The 25,535-nt window shown below is 33.9% G+C and carries 23 protein-coding genes; 19 read left to right on the top strand and 4 right to left on the bottom strand.

All coding sequences use genetic code 11. From position 1 onward, the window contains the following. Position 1 precedes the first annotated feature (1 nt). The 14 genes from PBV87_RS22180 (at position 2) to PBV87_RS22115 (ending at position 16,465) form a co-directional block, all read left to right on the top strand. Positions 2-799: a response regulator transcription factor gene (locus PBV87_RS22180; protein WP_271013786.1), complete on the top strand. Its 798-nt coding sequence runs from the start codon at positions 2-4 to the stop codon at positions 797-799. A gap of 328 nt (positions 800-1,127) precedes the next feature. Beyond that, positions 1,128-1,997, top strand: coding sequence for a carbohydrate ABC transporter permease (locus PBV87_RS22175; protein ID WP_271013785.1), 870 nt, complete (start codon positions 1,128-1,130; stop codon positions 1,995-1,997). Between the two features lie 33 nt (positions 1,998-2,030). After that, positions 2,031-2,921, top strand: a complete 891-nt coding sequence (locus PBV87_RS22170) for a carbohydrate ABC transporter permease (RefSeq protein ID WP_053982674.1) — start codon at positions 2,031-2,033, stop codon at positions 2,919-2,921. Between the two features lie 57 nt (positions 2,922-2,978). Next, the gene (locus PBV87_RS22165) at positions 2,979-4,391 is read left to right on the top strand and encodes a phosphoglucomutase/phosphomannomutase family protein (RefSeq protein ID WP_053982673.1); all 1,413 of its coding nucleotides are present in this window, start codon (positions 2,979-2,981) and stop codon (positions 4,389-4,391) included. Between the two features lie 143 nt (positions 4,392-4,534). Then, positions 4,535-6,145, top strand: a complete 1,611-nt coding sequence (locus PBV87_RS22160) for a glycoside hydrolase family 3 protein (protein ID WP_271013784.1) — start codon at positions 4,535-4,537, stop codon at positions 6,143-6,145. An 81-nt stretch (positions 6,146-6,226) separates the two neighbouring features. Further along, positions 6,227-8,857, top strand: coding sequence for a GH36-type glycosyl hydrolase domain-containing protein (locus PBV87_RS22155; protein WP_271013783.1), 2,631 nt, complete (start codon positions 6,227-6,229; stop codon positions 8,855-8,857). An 86-nt stretch (positions 8,858-8,943) separates the two neighbouring features. Beyond that, positions 8,944-10,095, top strand: coding sequence for an N-acetylglucosamine-6-phosphate deacetylase (gene nagA / locus PBV87_RS22150; protein WP_053982670.1), 1,152 nt, complete (start codon positions 8,944-8,946; stop codon positions 10,093-10,095). 10 nt (positions 10,096-10,105) lie between these two features. After that, positions 10,106-10,846: a glucosamine-6-phosphate deaminase gene (gene nagB, locus PBV87_RS22145; protein ID WP_053982792.1), complete on the top strand. Its 741-nt coding sequence runs from the start codon at positions 10,106-10,108 to the stop codon at positions 10,844-10,846. A 247-nt stretch (positions 10,847-11,093) separates the two neighbouring features. Continuing rightward, entirely contained in the window at positions 11,094-11,351 is a 258-nt protein-coding gene (locus PBV87_RS22140) for an HPr family phosphocarrier protein (protein ID WP_271013782.1), read from the top strand. Between the two features lie 37 nt (positions 11,352-11,388). Continuing rightward, on the top strand, positions 11,389-13,038 hold the full coding sequence (gene ptsP / locus PBV87_RS22135) for a phosphoenolpyruvate--protein phosphotransferase (RefSeq protein ID WP_271013781.1): 1,650 nt from the start codon (positions 11,389-11,391) through the stop codon (positions 13,036-13,038). An 11-nt stretch (positions 13,039-13,049) separates the two neighbouring features. Continuing rightward, positions 13,050-13,883, top strand: coding sequence for a PRD domain-containing protein (locus PBV87_RS22130; protein WP_053982667.1), 834 nt, complete (start codon positions 13,050-13,052; stop codon positions 13,881-13,883). A gap of 29 nt (positions 13,884-13,912) precedes the next feature. Continuing rightward, complete coding sequence (locus PBV87_RS22125; protein WP_053982666.1) at positions 13,913-14,398, top strand: PTS sugar transporter subunit IIA; 486 nt, start codon at positions 13,913-13,915, stop codon at positions 14,396-14,398. A 327-nt stretch (positions 14,399-14,725) separates the two neighbouring features. Then, positions 14,726-15,559 carry an NlpC/P60 family protein gene (locus tag PBV87_RS22120; protein ID WP_053982665.1) on the top strand — a complete coding sequence of 278 codons (834 nt, stop codon included), beginning with the start codon at positions 14,726-14,728 and terminating at the stop codon, positions 15,557-15,559. Positions 15,560-15,748: 189 nt separating this feature from the next. After that, the gene (locus PBV87_RS22115; protein WP_271013780.1) at positions 15,749-16,465 is read left to right on the top strand and encodes a polysaccharide deacetylase family protein; all 717 of its coding nucleotides are present in this window, start codon (positions 15,749-15,751) and stop codon (positions 16,463-16,465) included. A 59-nt stretch (positions 16,466-16,524) separates the two neighbouring features. On the opposite strand, the gene PBV87_RS22110 is transcribed toward PBV87_RS22115, so the two are convergent. Beyond that, the gene (locus PBV87_RS22110) at positions 16,525-16,731 is read right to left on the bottom strand and encodes an aspartyl-phosphate phosphatase Spo0E family protein (protein WP_053982663.1); all 207 of its coding nucleotides are present in this window, start codon (positions 16,729-16,731) and stop codon (positions 16,525-16,527) included. Between the two features lie 93 nt (positions 16,732-16,824). Further along, complete coding sequence (locus PBV87_RS22105; protein WP_271013779.1) at positions 16,825-19,788, bottom strand: vitamin B12-dependent ribonucleotide reductase; 2,964 nt, start codon at positions 19,786-19,788, stop codon at positions 16,825-16,827. A 243-nt stretch (positions 19,789-20,031) separates the two neighbouring features. Here PBV87_RS22105 and PBV87_RS22100 point away from each other — a divergent pair, with 243 nt between their 5' ends. The 5 genes from PBV87_RS22100 (at position 20,032) to PBV87_RS22080 (ending at position 23,731) form a co-directional block, all read left to right on the top strand. Next, a complete protein-coding gene (locus PBV87_RS22100) occupies positions 20,032-20,649 on the top strand; it encodes a hypothetical protein (RefSeq protein WP_053982661.1) in 618 nt (205 codons plus the stop codon). 108 nt (positions 20,650-20,757) lie between these two features. After that, complete coding sequence (locus PBV87_RS22095; protein ID WP_053982660.1) at positions 20,758-21,417, top strand: single-stranded DNA-binding protein; 660 nt, start codon at positions 20,758-20,760, stop codon at positions 21,415-21,417. 109 nt (positions 21,418-21,526) lie between these two features. Then, positions 21,527-22,195: a M48 family metallopeptidase gene (locus PBV87_RS22090; protein WP_271013778.1), complete on the top strand. Its 669-nt coding sequence runs from the start codon at positions 21,527-21,529 to the stop codon at positions 22,193-22,195. 18 nt (positions 22,196-22,213) lie between these two features. Continuing rightward, positions 22,214-22,744, top strand: coding sequence for a cob(I)yrinic acid a,c-diamide adenosyltransferase (locus PBV87_RS22085; RefSeq protein ID WP_053982658.1), 531 nt, complete (start codon positions 22,214-22,216; stop codon positions 22,742-22,744). Positions 22,745-22,780: 36 nt separating this feature from the next. Beyond that, on the top strand, positions 22,781-23,731 hold the full coding sequence (locus PBV87_RS22080; protein WP_271013777.1) for a hypothetical protein: 951 nt from the start codon (positions 22,781-22,783) through the stop codon (positions 23,729-23,731). A gap of 136 nt (positions 23,732-23,867) precedes the next feature. Here the strand turns inward: PBV87_RS22080 and dapB are convergent, their stop codons facing one another. After that, positions 23,868-24,626, bottom strand: coding sequence for a 4-hydroxy-tetrahydrodipicolinate reductase (gene dapB / locus PBV87_RS22075; RefSeq protein WP_053982656.1), 759 nt, complete (start codon positions 24,624-24,626; stop codon positions 23,868-23,870). Positions 24,627-24,650: 24 nt separating this feature from the next. Further along, entirely contained in the window at positions 24,651-25,535 is an 885-nt protein-coding gene (dapA, locus tag PBV87_RS22070) for a 4-hydroxy-tetrahydrodipicolinate synthase (protein ID WP_053982655.1), read from the bottom strand.

Below are 25,535 nucleotides of genomic sequence, written 5' to 3'. Positions count from 1 at the left end.
ATTGTATAAAGTATTGATTATTGATGATGAAGTATTTATTAGAGAAGGTATGAGACAGGTTATTCCGTGGAAAGAACTAGGGTGTGAATTAATAGGTGAAGCCCAAAATGGTGAGGAGGGCATAGAAAAACTTATTCAATATAATCCAGATATTATTATATCAGACATACGTATGCCGAAGAAAAATGGGTTAGAAATGATAGATGAGATGAAGAGTATTAATCAGGAGGTACAGATTATTATTTTAACAGGATTTCGTGAATTTGAGTATGCACAACAAGCTATTCGCTTAGGTGTATTAAGATTTTTACTTAAACCTTCTAAGTTAGATGAGATTAAAGAAGCAATTACAGCAGCAGTAACCCAAATTAAACAAAATCCACATAAAAGAGATAGAGCTGAAATAGAAGTAGCCGTAGAAGAGGTAGCAGTAACAGAAGTAGTTGAGATAAATAATGAAAATGAAGAGCTAGATAAACCACAATATCTAGTAAAGCAGGCAATAGAATATATTAATAAACATTATAATCAAAAGCTAGATTTACAAACAATAGCAGATGAACTCTTTGTAAGTACATGGCATCTAAGCAAAGTGATTAAGAAACAAACAGGAACTAATTTTGTAGATTTATTAAATAGTGCACGTGTTGAAAATGCCAAAAAACTTTTGGTGGAAAGCAATATGAAAGTTTATGAGATTGCAGAGTATGTAGGATATACAGATACAGCATATTTTTCTAAGATCTTTAAGAAAATTACACAAATTACACCTAATGAATATCGTAACAAAATGTATTAGCAAGAATTAATAAAATAGGGAAAAAGAAAAGGCTAAAGGCACTATCTAATAGATAAGTTGAATTTAGCCTTTTTTATATTTTGTGAAGTATTCTAGTTAAGATATGATGCAATGTATCTAGCTTATCCTTAGATAAAATTATAAGAATAAATAAAACACAAAAGTATGAGCAAATTTAAACAATAAACAGCAAGATAGGCATATTCAAACTGTATATTTATAGTGATATAATTAAATCAAGTTAAGAACTTACTGACATTTCGTACATTTTGTACTAAGGGATAAGTAAGTAACAAGATATATGCAAAATAAGAAAGGGGGCTTTTAAGTGATTTATAAGGACAAGAAAATTATAGTATTATTTTTATTTCCAGCAATCTTATTCTTAGTAGGTTTCTTATACATTCCATTTTTAATGAGTGTAGCAAATAGTGCCTACAATATCACTGACTTGGCAGGAATCAACAAAACATTCATTGGGTGGGGGAATTACGCTGAGTTAATACGTGATGTTAATATTCACACAGCTATTAAGAATACCTTCATCATGATGATACTTTGTGTAGTGTTTGAATTAGGTTTAGGTGCATTGTTTGCACTATTTGTAGATGGTATTAGAAGAGGTGCAAAATTCTATAGAACTGTATTCTTCTTCCCAGTAGTTATCTCTGCAACAGCAATTGGTCTTATGTTCGTACTTTTCTATGATTATAATATTGGGTTATTCAATCAACTAATCATGAAATTTGGCGGAGATAAAGTACTTTGGATGACAGAAGCTTCAGCAATCTATATGATTGCAATTCCAACAATTTGGCAATATGTAGGCTTCTATTTTGTTCTTGTGTTAACAGGTATTTCAGCAATTCCAGAAGATATTTATGAATCTGCTTACCTTGATGGTATTACAGGTATTAAAAAGACAATTTACATTACGATTCCTCTTATTAAAGGAGTACTTAAATCAAGTTTGATTCTTGTTATAACAGGTGCACTAAAGATCTTTGACTTGGCATGGACTATAGCACCTAAAGGGGTACCTAGTGGGAAAAGTTACTTGTTAGGTACTTATCAATACAATATGGTTTATGAAGCGTACCGAGTTGGTTATGGATGTGCTATTGCTGTACTGATTGTAGTACTTGGTCTTGGTATATCTCTTTTAGTTAATAAGTTCTTAAAAGAAGAAGAATTATAGAAAATGAAAATGATAAAGGAGAGGGGTGTGGTTATGGCCAAAGACTTAGCTACCGTTAAGGCAAAGGATCTTAAACTCAAAAAGAGCTCTGGGCCAATAGAACAGTTCTCAATAGGAAAAGTATTTATTCATATTATACTTTTACTTTGGGCGAGTACGACAATTTTCCCATTAGTTTGGGTTCTTAATAACTCTTTTAAATTAAAAGGAACAATCTTAATTGACTCATTTAGTCTTGTAAAAGAACCAGTCATTACAAACTATATAACAGCTTTTGAACGTATGAATATTGGAAGAGCGTATATGAATAGTTTAATTATTTCAGGTACAGTAGTAGTTGGAGTAATGCTATTTGGTGGTCTTGCATCATATATTTTAGCGAGGTACAATTTTAAAGGTAAGTTAGTTATTCATTCAATGGTAATGGCAGCATTATTATTCCCTGCATTTGCAACAATCGTTCCAGTATTTACAATGCTTTATAATGCAGGTCTTACAAATACTCATCTTGGTGTTATCTTACCTCAAATAGCAGGTAACTTAGCATTTGCCATTACGATTATGGTAGGATTCATGTCTACTATACCTATGGAACTTGAAGAAGCAGCAGTAGTAGAAGGCTGTGGAGCATGGCAAATCTTCTGGAAAATTGTTGTTCCAATTTCAAAACCTTCATTTGCAACAGTTGCAATCTTTACATTCCTATGGTCATACAATGACTTATTTATGCAAAAAGTTATTATTCGTAAAACACAAGTACGTCCAATCTGTGCATTACTTGATACAATTAGATCACAATATGGTACAGATTATGGCTTAATGTGTGCTTCAGTAATACTAGTAGTAGTACCGGTACTTATAGTATACTTATTCTTACAAAAGTACATTATCAAAGGGCTTACAGCTGGTGCTGTAAAAGGATGATGTAAAACTTGGGGAAGTGTTACGCAATATTAAGTAACCAAAAAGGAGAGAAACATAATGATTAAATTTGGTACAGGTGGCTGGAGAGCTATCATCGGTGAGGATTTTATTAAAGATAATGTTTTACTTGTAGCGCAAGCTGTAGCTAATATTATGAAGTCAGAAAATGTAACTGAAAAAGGATTAGTAGTGGGATATGATAGACGTTTCCTATCAGAAAGATCTGCAATATGGGTAAGTGAAGTTATGGCAGGAAACAATATACCGGTTCAAATTATTAATAAAATTTCTCCTACTCCTCTAATTATGTACTATGCAAAAACTCGTGGCAATCATTATGGTATGGCTATTACCGCTAGCCATAACCCAGCTGATTATAATGGAATTAAAATCTTTACACTTGGTGGGCGTGACGCAACAGAAGAAGTAACAGAAAAAGTTGAAGCAATCATTGCGACTCTTACAAAAGAAGATGTACAACATATGGATTATGATGAGGCTAAAGAAAAAGGTATTATCAAAGAAGTAAATCCTTTCAATGAGTATATTGATACTATTTTAGGCATGCTGAATGTAGAAGCAATTCGTGAAAAAGAACTTAAGGTACTTGTAGACCCAATGTTTGGAGTATCTAAGAATTCTCTTCAGGCACTTCTTATTAGTTGTCGCTGTGAAGTAGATGTTATCCATGATCGTCATGATACAACATTTGGAGGAAGACTTCCTTCACCAAGTGCAGTAACACTTAGTAGACTTGCAAATATGGTTGTTGAAAAGAAATATGACATTGGTATTGGTACAGATGGTGATGCTGATAGACTTGGTATTATTGATGAAAAGGGTGATTACATACATCCAAATGATATTATGGCATTATTATACTACTATCTTCTTAAGTACAAAGGATGGCAAGGTGGGGTAGTAAGAAATATTGCTACAACACATCTCTTAGATGCTATTGCTGAGCGCTTTGGTGAGAAATGTTATGAGGTTCCAGTAGGGTTTAAACATATTTCAGCTAAAATGGATGAAACAGATGCAGTAATTGGCGGAGAAAGTAGTGGTGGTCTTACAATTCGTGGTCATATTAAAGGTAAGGATGGTATCTTTGCGGCTGGTTTACTTGTAGAAATGATGTGTGTAACAGGTAAACGTCTTGGAGAGATGCTTGATGAAATTCATCATGAATTTGGTGACTTTGTTATGACAGAAGCAGATTGTCGTTTCTCACATGCTAAGAAAGATGAGTTAGTAGAATTATTATTCCATGAAAAGAAACTTCCTACATTCAATACTCCAGTTGCAAAAGTAAGCTATGAAGACGGATGTAAGGTTTACTTTGAAAATGGAGGATGGATTATTGCACGTTTCTCAGGTACAGAACCTCTTATTCGTGTATTTGCAGAAATGTCAACTAAAGCAGAAGCAGAAGCAATTAGTAAAACAATGCTTGATTTCTTAGGATTATAAGTTTTAAGGCAATCCCCTATTACCCCCAGGGGGATTGTCTTAAACTTGTTAAGTAATGTTAGGTAATAAAAAGAAATATATATAGTAATTTTGATAGATATAGTGGTAAAATAGAATATATTTTATCTATTTAGGAGGAAAACATGTTTAACGTACAAGAAGTCTTTAGTCAAATGACACTCCGTGAAAAAATCGGACAAACATTTCTTCAATATTATCAAGGGTATGAGGATCTTCCAGAGTCTCTTATTGAAATGAATAAACGTACAGAATTAGGTGGAATCATCTTTTTCTCCGGAAATAACGTAAGAAGCCTTGAACAATTCCGTGAAATGAACAAACGTATTCAAGCTCATGCACAAGAAAATCGTTTTGGTATACCAATCCTTCTTACTATTGACCAAGAAGGTGGACAACTTACAGCTATTCATCAAGGAACAACCATGTTCCCAGGTAACATGGCAATGGGGTTTGCAAATGATGAAGAGATGGCTTATAAACAAGGTGCACATGTTGCGAAAGAGTTACAATATGCGGGTATCGATGTATGTTATGCACCAGTATTAGATGTAAGCTATGATAGAGTAAATGGTGTACCAGTAGTAGATAATCGTATGTATTCAAGTAAACCAAATGTTGTTGCAGATATGGGAACAGGATTTATTAAAGGTCTTGAAGAAAATGGCATTGCTGCATGTGGTAAACACTTCCCAGGTATGCGTTTAACACAAGAAGATACACACTTTAAGATGGACGTACATCCAGGAGATATGAAACGTCTTGAGGAAGTAGAACTTGCACCATACAAAAAAGCAATTGCTAATGGCCTTGGTTGTGTCATGATGCACCATGGTATTTTCCCACCACTTGATGGGGAGAAACCAGCTTCAATGTCTAAAAAGGTAGTGGATTACTTAAGAAATGACCTTGGATTTAAAGGGCTTATCGTTACAGATGACCTTATTATGAAAGCAGTACTTGATGCATATGGAGAAAGACAGCCATTAGTAGAAGCTATGAATGCTGGTTGTGATCTTCTCATGTCTACATGTGCAGGTGAATGGTATGTTGATTTCATGGAAGAATGTGTACAAAATGGTACAATCTCAGAAGAACGTATTAATGAAGCATGTCTTAAAGTACTAGAATATAAAGCAACATATAACTGTGGAACATTCCCAGAAGAAAAAGAATTTGATAAAGCAAAAGGTGATGAAATCGCTTATGAGATTGCTAAGAAGTCTCTTATTCTTTATAAAGGGGAAAAAGCTGACTTCCCAGTGAAATTAGATGAAAAGCAAAAGTTAGGGATTATCTTTGGAAATCCAGCACGTCTTGTTATGAGTGATGCGATTAACCTTTATGATAAACTCTCTATTGAAGAAACAGTTAAGAAACATGGTTACCACAATAATACAAAAGAAGTAATTATGCCATGGAGACCAACACACATGGAAATGGTATCTGTAGGTGATATTGCAATTATTTCTGACTTTGTCATCTTTACAACAGTAAATGCTTATTGCTTTGAAGAACAAATTGAAACAATTAAATATATCCGTGACTTCTGCCCAACAAAGAAAATTATTGGAGTAGCAACAAGAAGTCCAGAAGATGCAAAACCGTTAGCAGAGTATTGTGACTATGTTATTGTTACCGGTGGGTTAACACAAGTTACACTTAATGCATTAGTAGAAGCAGTCTTCGGTGATGGAGACTTTGAATTTAATCCAGCAAAACAATTATTTGAATAAACTTCTGACAGGGGCCACTTTGTAAACAGGGTTTACAAGTGGCTACTTGTATGTATAAAAAATAGACGAGAGGTGAATAAAATGAGCTTTTTTAATAATGTTAATAAATATGTAGCAGAATATCATACTTTGCAAAATAATCCTATTGTGGCGAAGGAAAAAGCGATGCCAGGGAAGGCTTACTTTATTGAAGATAACAATATTTTAGCTATTCCAAGAGAGGATGGAGATTGTAGATATCCATTTGGACAAAATGGATTTAACTATTGGGTATATGCATCAGGCTATCTTCATTGTAATGAAGGGCTTTTCTCACCTTATTTAAGAGCATCTGAGGGGCAAGAACCCAAAATTGCTTTCTTTGCAGGATTTAAAGGAGAGGAAGGGTATAAAGTTATTCCTATTCTTTCAGTACCAGTTATGGATGAACAAGTCCAAACAGAAAGATATACTGTCTTCACAAAAGCAAGTGCCTATTATGTAACAGAGGCAGAAGGGATTACTTTTGCTATCCGTACTTTTGTAGATGCTGATAAAAAAATGTACTATACAATATCAGCAACAAATAATACAGATGAGAAAAAAGAATTCTTTATATCATCATACTTTAATCCATTCTTGAAGAATGCAGTGATGGAGGGGGCAGAAAACCGTTGGTTTAGACAATGTACAGTACTTCCTGCAAACGAAGGACAAAACCTTGATAACTTCTTGATTGAAGTTTATGAAGAGAGAGATAGAGGGGCAATGGCTCCAAACTATGGTGTATTTACAAGAAACCTTACATTAAGTGAAGGGGCAGCACTTGTAAAAACTGAAGAAACAGCATCACGTAATGATTATGTAGGGGGTGTGAGAAGTTCACTTCATACACCAGCATCACTTTACAGAGGAACATTTGGTGAGAACACTAAGAAAGTTGCAACATTTACAGAAGTATCAGTAGCTGCTGATATGCTGCATTTAGAGTTAGAGGGAAAAGCGCATATACGTGAAGATATAGTTATGACATACTGTTTTGAAGATGAGGATATGGAAGTAGCTATTAAAGAAGTACCAACACCAGAAGTGATTGACAATGCTGAAGCTACAATTATTGATGCCGAGGCAAAACACGGAGAAACGATGAAAGCTGAGTTTGGTAAACGTCTTCATGGTGAAATCAAAGAAGAAGTATTTAACGCATTCTTTGAACATCTCAAAAAACAAGTTGAGTTCTGCTCAGTTATTAAAGGTTATATCCAACTTTCTAGCTTCTCACTTATTGGGATTCGTGATGTATTCCAAGCCCTTGAAGGTCTAGTATTCTATGAACCAGAAGTAGCAAGAGCAAAGATGTTAGAAGCACTTAACTTTGTACAACCAGATGGACGTTGCCCAAGACAATATTCTCTTCCAAGATTTGAAGGGGATACACCTAATATGGACCTTAGACCATTCATTGATCAAGGTGTATGGGTGATTTCAACGATTGCAACTTATCTTCGCTTTACACAAGATTTCAACTTCTTAGATGAAACATGTGGGTATTATGACTTTGTAAATGACAAAGCACATCTAGCTAAAAAATCAGATAAGACAAGTTCAGTCTTAGATCATTTATTTGATATTATGCACTACCTTCTTACAAACCGTGATCATGAATACACAAAATGTGTATGTGCCCTTTATGGTGATTGGAATGATGCTCTTGATGGACTTGGTGTAAGTAAACGTAAGGACCGTGAATATGGTACAGGTGTATCTGTCATGGCTACACTTCAAGTTTACCAAAACTGTCATGAGATGATTGAACTTCTTGAAATCTTAGGAGCAGATAAGTATGCAGATAAAATTGCTGAATACAAACAAGCAATGGCAGAGATTGAAGAAGGTCTTGTTAAATATGCAATTATTCAAAATGAAGCAGGCGAAACCCGTCTAGTGCATGGATGGGGAGATGAAAGAAGCTACTTTGTAGGAAGCTTTGATGACCCTGATCATCAATCACGTGATGGTATTACATCAAATGCATTCTGGGTACTTGCGGGAATGTATGATAAAGATATGAGTATTAAAGATACTATACTTTCTGCATATGATCGTTTAGGCTCTAAATATGGTCTTAAAACATTTGAACCACACTTTGAAAAAGGTACACCAGGTGTAGGACGTATTCCAAACTTACCAAAAGGTACAGCAGAAAATGGTGCAGCGTACATCCATGCAAGTACATTTGGGGTTATGTCACTCTTTAGAATGGGTGAAACAGATCGTGCTTGGGAAGAACTTTCAAAATGCTTACCATTTACACATGAAACAGTGTCTGTATCGCCATACGTTATGCCTAATTCATACGGTTTCAATGAAGAGAAGCAAATTGATGGTGAATCTATGCAAGATTGGCAAACAGGCAGTTCAAACGTTGTTCTTAAAACATTCATTAGATTTGTTTTTGGTATAGAGCCACAGTACAAAGGTATTTGGATTCAACCATCGAAAAATATACCATTTGAAACAACAGAGTTCACTATTAAAGTTAGGGAAAGTTACTTAACAATTAAGTACTCTAATAATCAAAACACTGATAATAAGGCAGCTGGACGTGTCTTTAAAGTTAATGGAGAAGTGCAAGAGGGAATTTATGATGATGTGATGAAGCTTAATAAATTATGGTTATCTAATGACTTTATTACAAATAACAAAGAAATTATTGTAGAAGTTCTTGACTAATTTGATAGTTAGAGTAACAATAATGTTATAGTTACTTTTAGGCACTTATTAATAAGTGCCTAAAAGTATGTAGAAGGAGGGGTACAATGAAAGCTATAGTAAATGGAAAAATTCTATTTGATGGACAAATAATAGAAGGGAAGGCACTGTTATTTGAACAAAAAATAGTAGGTATAGTTGATCTAAATGAAATCCCAGCAGATGCAGAACAAATTGATGCAGAAGGTAGATTTATTGCACCTGGTTTTATTGATGTTCATATCCATGGTTATGATACAAAAGATACTATGGATGGTACAGAAGATGCTATACGTACAATCGCAAAAGGAATTGCTAAAAATGGTGTAACCAGTTTTTTACCTACAACCATGACAATGTCAAGAGAAGAAATTGCAACAGCGCTAGAAGCATGTAGAGTAGTAAAAGCAGAAGGTAGTGAAGGTGCTGAAGTATTAGGTGTACACATGGAAGGTCCTTATATTAATGAAGCTTTTAAAGGAGCCCAAAATGGCAAGTATATTCAACAACCTAACACAGAAGCAATTGAGTTTGTAAAAAGCTATCAAGATATTGTAAGACTTATTACAGTTGCACCAGAGGTAGAAGGAGCAAAAGCATTTATTGAAGAAATTTCTAAGAATACAGGTATTACTTTATCTATGGGACATACAATGGCAGATTTTGATCAAGCAATGGAAGGAATTGATGCAGGTATTACACATACAACACATCTTTTCAACGCAATGACACCATTACACCATCGTAATCCAGGGGTAGTAGGTGCAGCATTAGCATCTGAAAAAGTAAGCTGTGAGATGATTTGTGACACAATCCATGTCAACAAAGGGTTATACCCACTTGTAATCAAGGCTAAAGCTCCAGATAAATTTGTACTTGTTACAGATTGTATGTGTGCAGGTGGTTGCAAAGAAGGACAGTACGCTTTAGGTGGACAAGCTGTATTTGTAAAAGATGGCAGTGCACGTCTTGAAGATGGTACATTAGCAGGTAGTATTCTTCGTCTTAATGTAGCACTTAAAAATGTAATCGAACATACAGAATATGGTGTTGAAAAAGCTATTGAATTTGCAACAATTAATCCAGCGAAAACAATAGGTGTAGATACTTTTAAAGGTACGCTTGATACAGGAAAAGATGCAGATATTATTCTTTTTGATGATGAAATTAACATTTACCATGTAATCAATAGGGGGAAAACAATCTATGAAAACAATTAAGATCAACAACATGACAATCTATGTTACTAAAAACTATGATGAAATGAGTAAAAAAGGTGCTGAGATTATTGCAGAATTTTTAAAAGTAAAACCAGCAGCTAACTTAGGTCTTGCTACAGGTGGTACACCAGTTGGGATGTATAAAGAGCTTATTGAAATGAACAAAAAAGGTGAAATTAGTTTCAAAGAAGTTTCAGCTTATAACTTAGATGAGTACTATCCAATTGAAAAAACAAATGACCAAAGTTATGATTACTTCATGAAAGATAATTTATTCAATCATGTAGATATCAATATCAATAATACTCATATTCCAAATGGAATGGCAGCTAACTGTGAAGCAGAAGGTAAAGCTTATGATGAGCTTGTACGTGCTACAGGTGGTGTAGATATTCAAGTATTAGGTATTGGCGGAAATGGTCATATTGGTTTTAATGAACCAAGTGATATATTTGAACCAATTACACACCAAGTAACATTAGATGAAAGAACAATTCAAGATAATGCTAGATTCTTTAACTCAATTGATGAAGTTCCAACACAAGCTATTACAATGGGAATTGGTACAATTATGACAGCTAAAAGTATCTTACTTTTAGCAAGTGGTAGTGGAAAAGCTACAATTCTTAGAGAAATGCTTTTAGGTAAAGTTGACCCACGTGTACCAGCTTCAATTTTACAATTCCACAAAGATGTTAAAGTTGTTTTAGATGAGGAAGCAGCAGCAGAACTTTTAAGTGAAATTAAATAAAAAAGCAATACTTTAATTATGGTATATAGTAGATGTTGACAGATAAAAAAATGTTAGATATAATCTCTATAGATAATTAATATAGTTTACAAGTGTGTTACTGACTCGATCAGGCATAAACTTTATCTTTTCCTTTTAAATAAGGGAAAATACTGTTTATGCCTTTTTTTAATTTCAGTAATAAATCTCGGTAAAACATAGCAAAATATATAGATAGTAAGTCTAAAATTTGAAGGAGGAATATATTATGAAACAATTAGTTGTAACAATTCAAGGTGAAGCAGGATTACACGCAAGACCAGCAGGAGCAGTAGTTAAAAAAGCAGGTGAATTTGCATCTAAAATTACAATCGAAAAAGATGGTAAATCAGTAGATGCTAAAAGATTATTAGCAGTTCTTTCTTTAGGAGCAAAACAAGGTGATGAACTTACAATCACAGCAGAAGGTGCAGATGAAGAAGCAGCAGCAGCAGCAGTTAAAGAAACAATCGAAACAAATCACTAGAATTCGAATAAATCACTAGAATATAGGAGTGGACAAGATGATATTAGATGGAATTGGGGCTTCTAGCGGTGTAGCTATAGGCAAAGTATTCATAAAAAAACAAGGCACATCAAAAGTTCCAAATACAAAAATTGAGAATGTTGAAGCCGAAATCAAGCGTTTTGAAGAAGCAAAAGAAGAAGCGTTAAAAGAGCTTCAAGTATTATATACAAAAGCAGTTGAAGAAGTTGGTGAAGAACACGCAGGTATTTTTGATGTACATCAAATGCTTGTACAAGACTTAGATTTAAATGATCAAGTTGTAAACTTTATTACTGAAGATAAATATAATGCAGCTTATGCAGTATCTGAAGCAGCAGTAATTATTGCAGCAATGTTTGAAAGCATGGATGATCCTTACCTACAAGAACGTGCAGCAGATATTCGCGATATCTCAAAACGACTTATTGGGATTTTAACAGGAGAAAAAGAAGTATCTTTAGCAGACCTTCAAGAACCTGTCATCTTAGTAGCAAAAGATTTATTCCCATCTGATACCATTCAAATGAACAAAAAATTTGTTTTAGGATTTATAACAGAAGATGGTGGAAAGATGTCTCATTCTGCTATTCTAGCAAGAACAATGCAAATTCCAGCGGTAGTAGGTTTGGAAAATGCATTAACAAAATTCAATAATGATGATATAATTATTCTTGACGGTAAAAACGGTAAAGTATACACAGAACCAACTGAGGAGATGGTAGCTGAGTGGACTTTAGAACAAGAAAAATACAGAAACTATAAAGAAGAGTTACAAAAACTTATTGGAACTCCAAATGTAACAATTGATGGTGTTCATATTGAAGTTAATGCAAATATTGGTAGCCCAGATGACATCGAGAACGTACTTGCAAATGATGCAAAAGGTGTTGGGTTATTTAGAAGTGAATTCCTTTACATGGATGGTAAAGCATTACCAACAGAAGAGATGCAATATGAAGCTTACAAAAAAGTTTTAGAAGCAATGGAAGATCGCGTTATTATTAGAACATTAGACGTAGGTGGGGATAAAGAACTTCCTTACTTAAATATTCCTAAAGAAGAAAATCCATTCTTAGGATATCGTGCAATTCGTGTATGTTTAGATCAACCAGAACTTTTCAAAACACAATTACGTGCCCTTTTAAGAGCAAGTGTACATGGTAAATTAGGTATTATGTTCCCAATGATTGCTACTGTTAATGAAATTAAAGCAGCAAGAAAAGTACTTGAAGAAACAAAACAAGAACTTCTTGCAGAAGGTATTGCAGTAAGTGAAGATATCGAAGTAGGTATGATGATTGAAACACCAGCAGCAGCACTTGTATCAGACTTACTAGCAAAAGAGGTAGACTTCTTTAGTATTGGAACAAATGACCTTACACAATATACAATGGCTGTAGACCGTATGAATGCAAAAATTGCTCATTTATATGATACACATAACTTAGCAATTTTAAGAAGTATTAAAATGGTTGCAGATAATGCTCATAAAGCAGGTATTTGGGTTGGAATTTGTGGAGAATCAGCAGCAGATACTACATTAACAGAAACATATCTAGCTATGGGAATTGATGAACTTTCTGTAAGTGCACCTTCTGTACTTGAAGTAAGAAAGAAAATACAACAAGTTGATACACAGAAAGCTAAGGCATCATTAAATCTGTAGGAGGTAAAGAGATGGAGTACCAGATCATAAAAGTGTTTAATAATAATGTGGTGTTGGCAAGTCAGGAGCAAGATCAAGTTATTTTGGTCAGTAAAGGTATTGGTTTTGGCAAGAAGACAGGTGACACCATAAAAGAAAATGCTAATATTGAAAAAGTATTCCATGAACTTCCAACAGATGCAGAACATCTCGATTTGAAAGAGATGAATGCATTAACACGTAAGATTAAACAAGTTACACATAAAATTATTCAAATTGCAGAAGAAAATCTAGGTTCCTTAAATGAGAATAGTGAAAAGATGCTTAAAGAGCATATAGAATTTGCGATTGAACGTTTAGGGATGGGCCTTACTATAGAGAATCCTTTTATAGAAGAGATTATTGATTTATATAAGAAAGAATTTGAGATTGCTGGAATTGCAAGAGATTATATAAATGAAACAATAGGAATAGACTTAGGTGAAGAAGAACAAGGTTTTATTGCACTCCATTTACGTTCAGCAACAAGAAATAAACCTGTTACTGAAATTATGAAAATGACACGAATTTATAAAGAATGTTTACACATTGTAGGCCAACAATGTAATGTTGATATAAATCATGAAGGTGTAAAAAAAGAATTTCATACTATGCTTAAGTTTTATATAGATAATGGAAATAAATATAATGATATAGAAATGCTTATTAAGAAAGAAGTAGCAAAACATCTTAAGGGTGCATATAAAGCAGCACAGATGGTAACTGTATATCTAGAGAAAGAGAGAAAAGTACAGTTTAAGGAAGGGTTAATAGCTTATATGGCTGTTGATATTCAAAAGCTTATTTCTTTAAGTAAGATTAAATAAAAATAATGGATTAATTTAAGGAGGCTACTATGTTTGGTTTCTTCAGTAAGTTTAAAGGTATTGAATTATGTTCTCCAATGACAGGTGAAGCAATAGATTTATCACAAGTACCAGATCCAGTTTTCTCAGAAAAAATGGTAGGAGACGGTATTGCTATTATTCCAACAGAAAAAGTTGTAGTAGCACCATGTGATGGTAAAGTAGTACAAATCTTCCCAACAAATCATGCCATTGGTATTGAAAGCACATCAGGATTAGATTTACTTATTCATATTGGTATAGACACAGTTGATTTAAAAGGTGAAGGTTTCAAACGACTTGTAGAAGAAGGAGATACAGTTAAACAAGGTGATCCTATTTTAGAGGTTGATATTGAACGTGTTAAAGAACTTGGTAAACCACTTACATCTCCATTTGTTATTACAAATACTGATGAAGTTGAGTTTAAAAACCGTACAACAGGAAAAGTAGAAGCTGGAAAAACTTCTGTAATGACTTTAAAGAAAAATAAATAATCGTAATAAATAAGAAAACAGTAAATGAAAATTTACTGTTTTTTTTATTTATTTTTATAGAGAGGACAAGTCGTTTAATGTGGATATTTAGAGGTGAGATAGAAAGAAATAATTGAAAAGATATGGAAGTGTTGTGTAAATGCACAATAAAACATATAAACACATTGTAAAATAGTAACTAACTTACAATTAAGAGTAAAAAAAGTGTGGATAAAGTAGCCACAATAGCTTGACAAAAATAAATAATACACATATAATAATTATGTAACAATTACTTAATAAATATAACAACTTAAATAGATAAATATAAATTATAGGGGGTAACAAATGACTATCAAACAATTTATGGGTATTACGATGTTATCAATTGTCGGATTAGGAAGTAGTACTTATGCAAATACGGTAGAAAATGTAGCACCTCAGCAAGTTATTACAGAAGAGGGGTTCGTATTAACAAAGAATACAGCAATTAATAGTATGTCAAATGTATCGGCTGTTTTAGGAACTCAAATCATAGAAGAAAATATAATTACTAATGTAGATAAAAAAGAAGGCCTTGTATCATGTGTTGTTGTTGATGAGGCAACAGTAAGAAGAGAACCAAGTCCAGATTCAGATATTATTAACTTTATTGCAAAAGATGTACCAGTATTTGTAACAAAAAGAATTGATAATTGGTACCATATCCAAATTGAAGGTATTGATGGTTACATATATAAGGATCAGCTCAATGAAGATACTCTTGGTTTAATTCCTTATACAAAGACAGCAGTAGAAGAGCCAGAACAAGCAGAAACATATTTAGGTGAAGAAGTTATTGCTTATGCAAAGCAATTTTTAGGAAATCCATATGTATATGGTGGTAATAGTCTTACTAAAGGAGCAGATTGCTCAGGATTCGTACAACAAGTATATAAAAACTTTGATATTAGCTTACAACGTAGCTCAAGATCACAATTTGCAAGTAATGGTACAAAAGTAAGCAAAAATGATTTATTACCAGGAGATCTTATATTCTATGGTTATAATGGAAATATTGATCACGTAGCAATTTATGCAGGTAATGGATCAATCATCCATGCAAGTACTCCTAAAACAGGTATTACAATGGGTGAATTAAATTATGGAAAACCAATCATCGGAATTAAACGAGTAATTTAATAAGTGAGAGTAGAAGAGATCATGGAAATATGGTCTCTTTTTTGTATATATAGTTATTGAGATTTTGGGAGTAAAATAGATAATTTGTGGAGAATTAAAAGTACTTGCATTTAAGAATGTGAATAATTTTATAAGAATAGAAAAAACTAGGAAAGAAAAAGAAAATATAAAATGAGTGGAGGTTGAATAGTGAAACGCAAGCATATTATAACTTTTATACTTATTAGCGTAATGATATTGAGCCAAGTGATAGTACAGGCCAGGTTACTTCCTATTTATTCTGTTTCGACAAATGATAAAAAGGTATCACTAACATTTGATTGTGCATGGGGAGCAGATGATATTGATGATATACTAGCCACATTAAATCAAGAGGGGGTTAAGGCTACATTTTTTATGGTAGGAGATTGGATGAGAAGTAATCCTGAAGCAGTAAAAAAAATAGCAGAATCAGGTCATGATGTAGCTAACCATTCAGATAGACATCCTCATGTGACCAATATGTCTAAAGAGGATATTAAGAAGGATATTCGATTTGCTCATAATATGATTAAGGAATTAACAGGACAAGACTGTATACTATATCGTGCACCTTATGGAGAATATAATGATACAGTAGTAGAAGCAGCTACAGAATGTGGTTATTATACGATTCAATGGGATGTAGATTCTTTAGATTGGAAGAACTACGGCAAGCAAGAGATGATAGATCGTGTATTGAAACATAAGAACTTAGCACCTGGTTCTATTGTGCTATTACACAATGCTACAAAGTATACAAAAGATGCGCTACCTGAAATTATTAAAGGACTTAAGGCGAAAGGGTATGAGATTGTACCTATTTCTGAGTTGATTATAAAAGATGGTTATACAATTGATCATACAGGAAGACAATATAAACAATAAAAAAGGCCTGCTACAAAAGTAGCAGGCTAAATTTATTTTATACCTAAGGGGGTATAAGTTTATGTCGTAAAAGGATGAGAGAAATTTAAATATTCATTATAAAAGTCAAGTTGCGTTTGAAATGCTGGAAGCATAAGTTCATCTAAATGTCTACTAAGTGATAACACTTCTTCTGATTGTAAATTATACTGTCCGTCAATGATAGCTTGCACAAGTTGTTTTTTTGTTTCAAGGATAGATTCTTGGTCTAGCATTCTATTACGCATGCTATTCTCGCCCCATTTCACAAAGTATGTTAACATGATGTCACTTAAGCTGCCTACTATATAAAATATGCAAAAACTGTAAGAATGTTACTATTAACTACAGCCAGTTGTTGTACCACATTCGGCACATACTTTACATGTGCCATTTTTAATGAGTTTGGTACTACCACAGTTTGGGCAAAGCTCACCTTCTAGTGAAAAATCAGAATGGCTAGTAGACGTTCTGATAGTCTCAGCAGTAGGAGGGAAAGATATATTAGCAGATAAGTAGGAACGTGTAGAGATTGATTCTGAGTCTGGTTTAACTTGGCAGTAAGTAAAGTCTCCTAATTCAATATCAATAATCTTGCTAATAAGATCAGAAATAGAATCTACACGTTTAATATAAGGGTGTCCTCCTACAAAGCCACTAGGCTCGAACTTTTGTCCTCGATACATTTTAGCAATATCTTGAGCGGGTACACCATACTGGAGCATTTCTGAAATAGTTGTAGAAATACTATCTAAAAGCCCTTTTACAAGAGAACCTTGTCTACCTGCGGATACATAAATTTCACCAAGTTTTCCATTATCAAAGAAGGATACTGTAATATATAGCTTTAATCCATTAATTTCAGCTTCATGTACATGTGCATTACGAATGCCTGTAGGCTTGGTGCGAATAGGTGTGTAATGCTTTTCAGGATGTTTAACATAGTCTAGAAGCTCATTGTATGATAAATCTTCTAACTTTTTGATACCAGTAGTATTAAGACTTGTGCTAAGAGGTTGAGAGGCTTTACAGCCATCTCGATATAGAGCGATAGCCTTCACACCTAATTCAAAAGAGAGCCTATAAATATTCGAAACATCTTGTTCAGTAGCATCATGTGGTAAGTTTACTGTTTTAGAAATGGCACCTGATACATGTGGTGTAAGGGCAGCCATCATTTTAACATGGGCTTCAGGTGAGATATAACGAACGCCTGAACCACATTTATTAGCGGTATCAAAGATAGCATAATGTTCTTGCTTAAGGTGTGGGGCGCCTTCAATTTTTCCATCAACTAATATGCTATAGCCATCACGTTCTTCTTTTCTCATAATATAGTCAATAATTGCTTGAGCTTCTTGTTGGTTATAACCTAATTTTTTTAGCGTAAGAGGAAGAATGGGATTAACAATTTCCATAAAGCCTCCACCTACTAATTTCTTATAAGTTACATGACTAAAGAAAGGTTCTGATGAAGTTGTAGCACAGTCCATAGCAAAGGCAATTGTACCCGTTGGTGCTAAAACAGATACCTGGGCATTTCTATATCCATTGGTCTCTCCAGATTCAAGGGCTTTATTCCATACCTCTTTTAAGGCATGGCTAAGTGTACTTTGATGTAAGTTCGCTAAAGCTGAATGAGAGATAGTAGGTGGGAGATAGCCCAATCCTTCAAATTGAGGTTGTATAAGTTGTAATCCACTGCAACGTGCATGATTGCGTAGTACACGCATCATATAAGGCTTGTTTTGCTCAAAGTAGGTAAAGGGGCCTATTTCTTGAGCCATTAAGCTAGAAATATAATAAGCCTGACCTGTAAGTAAGCTCATAAGGCTAGCGCCAATAGTACGAGCGGCTTCACTATCATATGGAAGCCCCATAAGCATAAAGAGTGCACCTAGATTAGTTAGCCCTAAACCAGTTGTTCTAAAGTGATAAGAACGTTCAGCAATTTCAGGAGTTGGGAACTGACCATGATGGATAGTAGCCTCTAATACTAGCTGAATAAGCATGATGCAGTGAAGGTAGCTTTCAATATCAAAAGTATCTGTATCAATATCATAGAATTTTAGGATGTTGATACTTGCTAGATTACAAGCTGTATCATCTAAGAACATATACTCAGAACATGGATTACTTGCATGTATACGATTCTTAGGATCATCGGCATTGCCATTTTCGCCAGCAGGACAAGTGTGCCAAGCATTAATTGTATCATCAAACTGAATACCGGGGTCACCACAACGCCAAGCTGCATGAGTGATTTGTTGCCATATATCTTTTGCAGGAAGTGTTTGATGAATAGTGTGGTCTACACGATTAATTTGTGAGAATGTAGCTTCAGGATCATTTAAAGAATTCATAAAACTATCACTAACACGGATGGAGTTGTTAGCATTTTGGCCAGATACAGTAGCGTAGGCTTCTCCATCGAAGTGTGTATCATATCCCATCTTACCTAATGCAATCACTTTATCTTCTTCTTTTGATTTCCAGTTGATAAATTCGAGGGAGTCAGGATGTTCTAAGTCTAGAACATTCATTTTAGCGGCACGTCTTGTTGTCCCACCAGATTTGATAGCACCGGCATTGCGGTCAAAGACTTTTAAGAAACTCATAAGACCAGAAGATTTGCCACCGCCAGAAAGAAGTTCGCCTTCAGCACGAATAGATGACCAATTGGTACCTACTCCAGAGCCATATTTGAATAGTCGTGTTTCAGTAGTAAGTTGATCTGTAAGGGATTTAGGACCAAGTAGAGAATCCTTGATACTTACAATAAAGCAGGCAGAGCCTTGTGTACGTGTATAGGCGTCAGATGCTTTAACGACACATTTTTGTGTTTGGTCAAAGAAGTAGTGGCCTTGGCCTTCACCTTTAATACCGTAGGAAAGAGCTAAACCGGTATTAAACCATTGTGGACTGTTGGGTGCCCACATTTGCATAAGCATCATATAGGCTAGCTCATTATAAAAAGTATTTTTATTTGAATGGTCAATAAGGCCTTCATCTAAAGCAGCATTTACCCAGAAGTTAACCATACGATGGACAAGTTGTTTAAAGGAGGTCTCGTATCCCAAATCAGTTGGAATACCACTTTTACGAAAATATTTGCTTACAATGATGTCACAAGCAGATTGCGAAAAGTGTTCAGGAAAATCTAAGTCTGTCATATGTACGAGCACTTTACCAGTCATATGATCTGTGAGGTGGACATTTACTTTTTTCCATTTAACTAAGTCATAAACAGATTGGTTATCTTTGAGTTGGACTGTGAAGTGGGGTTTTAATAAATTTTTTAACATCATTTTAAACCTCCAATAATTTTATCTTAAAAGAATGATTATTAATTAACTCCTAATCTAACACAAAAAGAAGAAATTAACAAGGAGAAAAAAGTGACATATATAGTATCTAGAAATAAAAAAAATCAATATATATACACTGCATCAAGATTGCCAAAGTTTATAGAACATAAAATAGAATGCTTAGTAAACACTAAAATTACAACATGAAATTATCATTTTTTACATAAGAGGAGGTTACTTATGATTACATTAGCTGTAAACAGTTGCGCGGAAAGTAGTAAAAAGGCTTTACAACTTATTTATGATCAAAGTATGCAAAAAGGATTAAAGCTCTTGCATATAAAACCTCAAGATACGTCTGTATATTTTAATAATAAAAGAATTCCTTTAAGGAATTATATTAATACATTACAGGATAAAGAAGCACCAGACTTATTAGTCGTTGAACTTACTAAAGAGGGAATTGAAAAAGCAATATATGAAAAAATTAAATTTAATGTAGCACTTTTCTTTGATAAACCTCTTACCAAGCATATCTTAAGTAAAAATGGCATTTATACGAGACTTTTTAAGCTTATTCAAGCAACCTATTATATCATTCCTGAAACCTATCATCATAAGAATCAAAAATATATTACCTATGGATGGAGTGAAGCAGCGAATATATCTGCTTCTAGTGCAGAATTACAAGTTGATGGTTCTTTAAGCTTACAGTGTTGTGTTAATCCAAGTGAGGTAATACCAGAAGGTACATTAGATGTACTGCGAGAATTTACAGTAGAGGTACCTTTTAACAACGTAGAGGCAGCTCTAGCGGGTATTGCAACAATGATGATTTATGGAATAGAAATTAATTAGGATAAATGTTAAAAACTGTAATAAACTTGTACCATTGTTAATATAAATGATAGTGACAAAAGAATCAAATCAATACAGAACAATAAGAGGATAAGGGAGAGGTGTAAGATGATAGAACACATTTTAGAAAATAATGAAGTACTTATAATAGGAAAAGCGGTAAGTGAACTCACGTATAGCCATAAAGTATATGGAGAAGGATTTTATAGTTTTAATTTAGAGGTTCCTAGATTAAGTGATTCCGCAGATATTTTACCAGTGACAGTTTCTGAAAGGCTTCTAGCTCCACTTGGAAATATTCAAGGTAAAGTATTAGATATAACAGGACAATTTAGATCTTATAATCAGTATGAAGAAGGAAAGAATCGCTTAATTTTAACTATATTTGCATTAGAAGTAAAAGAAGTATCAGAAGAAGAAATGAAAAAAAATAAAAATACTATTTATTTAAGTGGCTTTGTATGTAAAGATCCTGTTTATCGTACAACACCTTTCGGTAGAGAGATTACAGATTTATTACTTGCAGTAAATCGTTCATATCATAAATCTGACTACATACCATGTATTACGTGGGGAAGAAATGCAAGGTATGCGCAAAATCTTAAAACAGGTGCTCATATTGAATTATGGGGTAGAATTCAAAGTAGATCTTACCAAAAGAAATTAGAGACAGGAGAAGCTATGAGTAAGGTAGCTTATGAAGTTTCTATCTCTAAAATGGAGATATTAGAAGAGGAAACAACTCCAATTGAGGGAGGAGAATCCTAAAAGAAAGTATAGGTGAAGGAATCGGCACAGAAGCTTAGTGACGATTCCTTTTTTAGTGGAAAAATTCTTTATTTTAGAGTATAATCTAGGGATAAGAAAGGGAGAAAATATGTATAAGCTTGTTAGACAAAAGAGAAAAACACTTGCCATTTATATACAAGATGATTTAACAGTTTTAGTAAAAGCTCCATATACAATAAACAGTAAGATGATAGATGAATTTGTAGCTAAACATCAAGAGTGGATTAATAAAACAGTAGAAGAGAAACAGCAACGATTACAAGCAAAGGACTGGCTTGCAAAAAGAGAAATTTTATATTTAGGGGATAAATTAGCAGTTGAGATAGAAGAAAGTTTAACATTAAAATCAACTATTACAACAAGTGATAAGCACTTTATTATTATTACTCCGAATAAAAATGACCTCTTTCTTATAAAAAAACAGGTTGAAATGTACATGAAGAAACAAGCATTAAAGTTGCTGACACAGTTTACACAAGAGTATTGTGACTTATTAGGGTGTAAATATGAAAGAATAACCATCAGAAAACAAAAGACAAGATGGGGAAGTTGTTCTGCAAGAGGAACATTATCGTATAACGTAAGACTAATAGGTGCGCCAATAGAAGTTATTCGATATGTAGCTTTACATGAAGTTGTACATTTAATTCATTTTGATCATAGTAAGGCCTTTTGGCATACTATAGAACAAATTATGCCAGACTATAAGTTAAGGCAAAATTATTTAAAAGAAAATGCAAATATTTTAAACATATAAATTGAAGAGGTGACAAAGATGAAACAAGGACTTACGCAGGTTTATTGTGGACCAGGTAAAGGTAAGAGTACAGCAGCTATTGGGCTAGGAATACGTGCACTAGGCAATAACCTAAAAGTCATTATGATTCAATTCCTTAAAAATGACAATACAGGTGAATGCAAGACATTAAAGTCATTAGAACCTGGATTTAAAGTTTTTCACTTTGAAAAGGAAAGAGGATTTACTTGGACCTTATCAGAGGAGGAAAAAGCAGAGCTTGCTCAAGAGATTCACATGGCACTTAAATTTGCTAAAAAAGTAATGGATACAGGAGAGTGCGATATCCTCATTTTAGATGAAATTTTAGGCGTACTTCAACTTGGATTTGCAGATTTAAAAGAAGTTTTACAGCTTGTAGATGATAAGCCAGAATTTATGGAACTTGTACTTACAGGGCGTCAATTACCAGATGAGCTAAAAGAAAAAGCTGATTATGTAAGTTATATTGATGCAGTAAAACATCCAATGGAAAAAGGGATTCAAGCAAGGGCTGGTATTGAATTTTAAATGTATACCAAAGAGAAGGTTAAAGAGGGGATTAGGATGAAAAATAATTTATTAAGTTTCGGTATTGGGGCTTTGACGTATTTATTACTTATTTTACTAGCTTATTTTAACTTTGAACTATTTAAGTTTGCACCAATCCTTATTGTGCTAGGAACATGTGGAACCTATTTGTTATTAGGGTGTCTATTAGATAAAAAAGGAATATGGGGAAGTAGAATAGCTATCTTCTTAACCTATATAGGAGCAGGTATTATTTATGCAGTAGGAAGAGGGATCCAAAGTACAGAACTTATTACTGTATTTAGAAGAATGGTACCTCAAGTATATCATTCTATCGGTAAACTAGGTGGAGCGATAGGGGTAGAAATCTCAAGAGATGTAGATGTAGCTATTGGGCTTGCTGTATTGTTAATTGTAGCATTAGGAATGTTAGAATTAGGTAGAATCATTAGAGGGAGCAAAGGTCAAGCTTGGGGTGTATGCTATAATTTGATACTCACAGGAACAGGTTACTTCTATCTCTTTATGATAACTCACATTATAGTAATGGCCTTCCCGACACTAATGAACGATTCGAAACAAAAGATGATTTTTGGAGCCATCATGACAATAGTCATTTTTGTAACATGTTTCTTCTTAGGTAAGCTTTGTCGTACACTACAAAGTAGAGTGTTACAATGCTTATCTAGCTGTGGTATAACAGTTATGTTATTTGTGTTATATGGGTTAGGCGTATTTTTAATATGGGATATAGGAATCTATGAACGCTATATGTTACCTGTTGCAACTTCATATATAGGTACATTGTGCAGGTCACTTGGTGTAGTACTTGGAGCCAAGGCTCAAGTGATTAGTCAATATGGAGTAGTCGCAAGTAGTCTTATGATTTTAGCACCTACTTTACTTATTATAGCTGGTAAATTCTCTTCTTTAGATAAAACAAAGACTGAAGAAGTAGAAGTTTTAAAAGAAATAATAATAGAATAGAAGAGGCTGTTGCAAAAGACGTAAATAGCGTATAAAAAGTTTTGATATATGAAAATGAGCTATAAAACTAATTAGAAGTTTAGTTTTATAGCTCATTTATTTGTTAAGACAATAATTATTAATTATATGACAGTCTTTATTGATTTAAAAGATGTTCCATATTATATAGTCCAGGTGTTTTAGGAGCTAAGAAAGCAGCAGCTTTAAGAGAACCTACTGCAAAGACTTCTTTAGATGCTGCAGAATGAGATAAAGTAATCACTTCATCATTTCCAGCAAATAAGATGTCATGTTCGCCTACAATAGTACCACCACGTACTGCGTGAATACCTATTTCGTTTTTAGGACGTTTTTCACGTACACCTGAACGGTCATATCTTAATTCATAATTTTGATCAAGAGTATCTGTAATTGCATTTGCAATAGCAAGTGCAGTACCGCTTGGAGCATCAACTTTTTGATTATGATGTTTTTCAATAATTTCAATGTCAAATCCGCAATCAGCGAGTACTTCTGTTGCACGTTTTGCTAATGTAATAAGAAGATTGACACCAAGAGACATGTTAGCAGAAAAGAAGATAGGAATCTCTTTACTAGCCTCATGTAAGAAGTCTATATCTTCAGGAGAAAGTCCAGTTGTACAAACAACAACAGGAATTTTCTTTGAAATAGCATGCTCAAGAAGAGGTCTAACAGCACTAGCAGTAGAAAAGTCGATAATAACATCTACAGGCATAGTACAGTTTTCGATACGATCGAATACAGGAAAAGCATTTGGTACAGAAAGATTAGGGTCTACACCAGCTACGATGTTTAAGTTTTGATGGTCTTTAACGATACGTGATATGGCTTGCCCGATTCTTCCATTACAACCATGTAATAATATATTGGTCATGTGTGTCACCCTTTCTATAAAGTATTAGTCAATAAGTGAAACTGCACGAAGGGCAGCTTTAACTTTTTCTTCGTTAGTTGGCTCTAAGTTTGTTAGAGGTAATCTACATGGACCAACTTCAAATCCCATATAATTAAGTGCAGCTTTAACCGGAATTGGATTAACTTCACAGAAAAGTGAATCTACAAGAGGAAGATAATCTAATTGAAGGTTAAGAGCCTCACGAGTCTGACCTTGAAGGTATAAATTAACGATATCATGAGTCTCTTTAGGAGCAACGTTTGAAAGTACAGAAATAACACCTTTACCACCAAGTGCAAGTACAGGAATAATCTGATCATCGTTACCAGAGTAGATAGCAAAATCAGGTCCGCATAAACGAGCAATTTGTGCTACTTGTGAGATATTGCCGCTAGCTTCTTTGATACCAACTACATAATCACGTTTTGAAAGCTCATAAGCTGTTTCAGGAGCAATGTTAACACCTGTTCTAGAAGCCACACTATAAAGGATCATAGGAACATCGCAAGCTTTACCAATAGCATCAAAATGTTCAATAAGTCCTTTTTGAGTTGCTTTGTTGTAGTAAGGTGTTACTTGGAGTACTCCATCTACACCGAGAGCTGCAGCACGTTTAGTAAGAGTAATACCGTGGCGTGTATCATTGCTACCAGTTCCAGCAATAACAGGAACGCGACCATTTGTGCGATCTACAGCTATTTTAATACATTCTAGTTGTTCTTCATCTGTCATAGTAGAAGCTTCACCAGTTGTACCACAAATTATAATAGCATCTGTATGATTATTTATTTGAAAATCAATTAATTCTTCTAACTTACCAAAGTTAATACTTCCGTCTTCGTGGAAAGGTGTAACGATAGCTACACCTGCACCTTCAAAAATTGCCAT

Origin of the sequence: Holtiella tumoricola, assembly GCF_027857615.1 — a bacterium.
Classification (GTDB): Bacteria; Bacillota; Clostridia; order Lachnospirales; family Cellulosilyticaceae; genus Holtiella; species Holtiella tumoricola.
The sequence above is the reverse complement of the archived record's forward strand: the minus strand, read 5'-3'. Positions and strand labels throughout refer to the sequence as shown.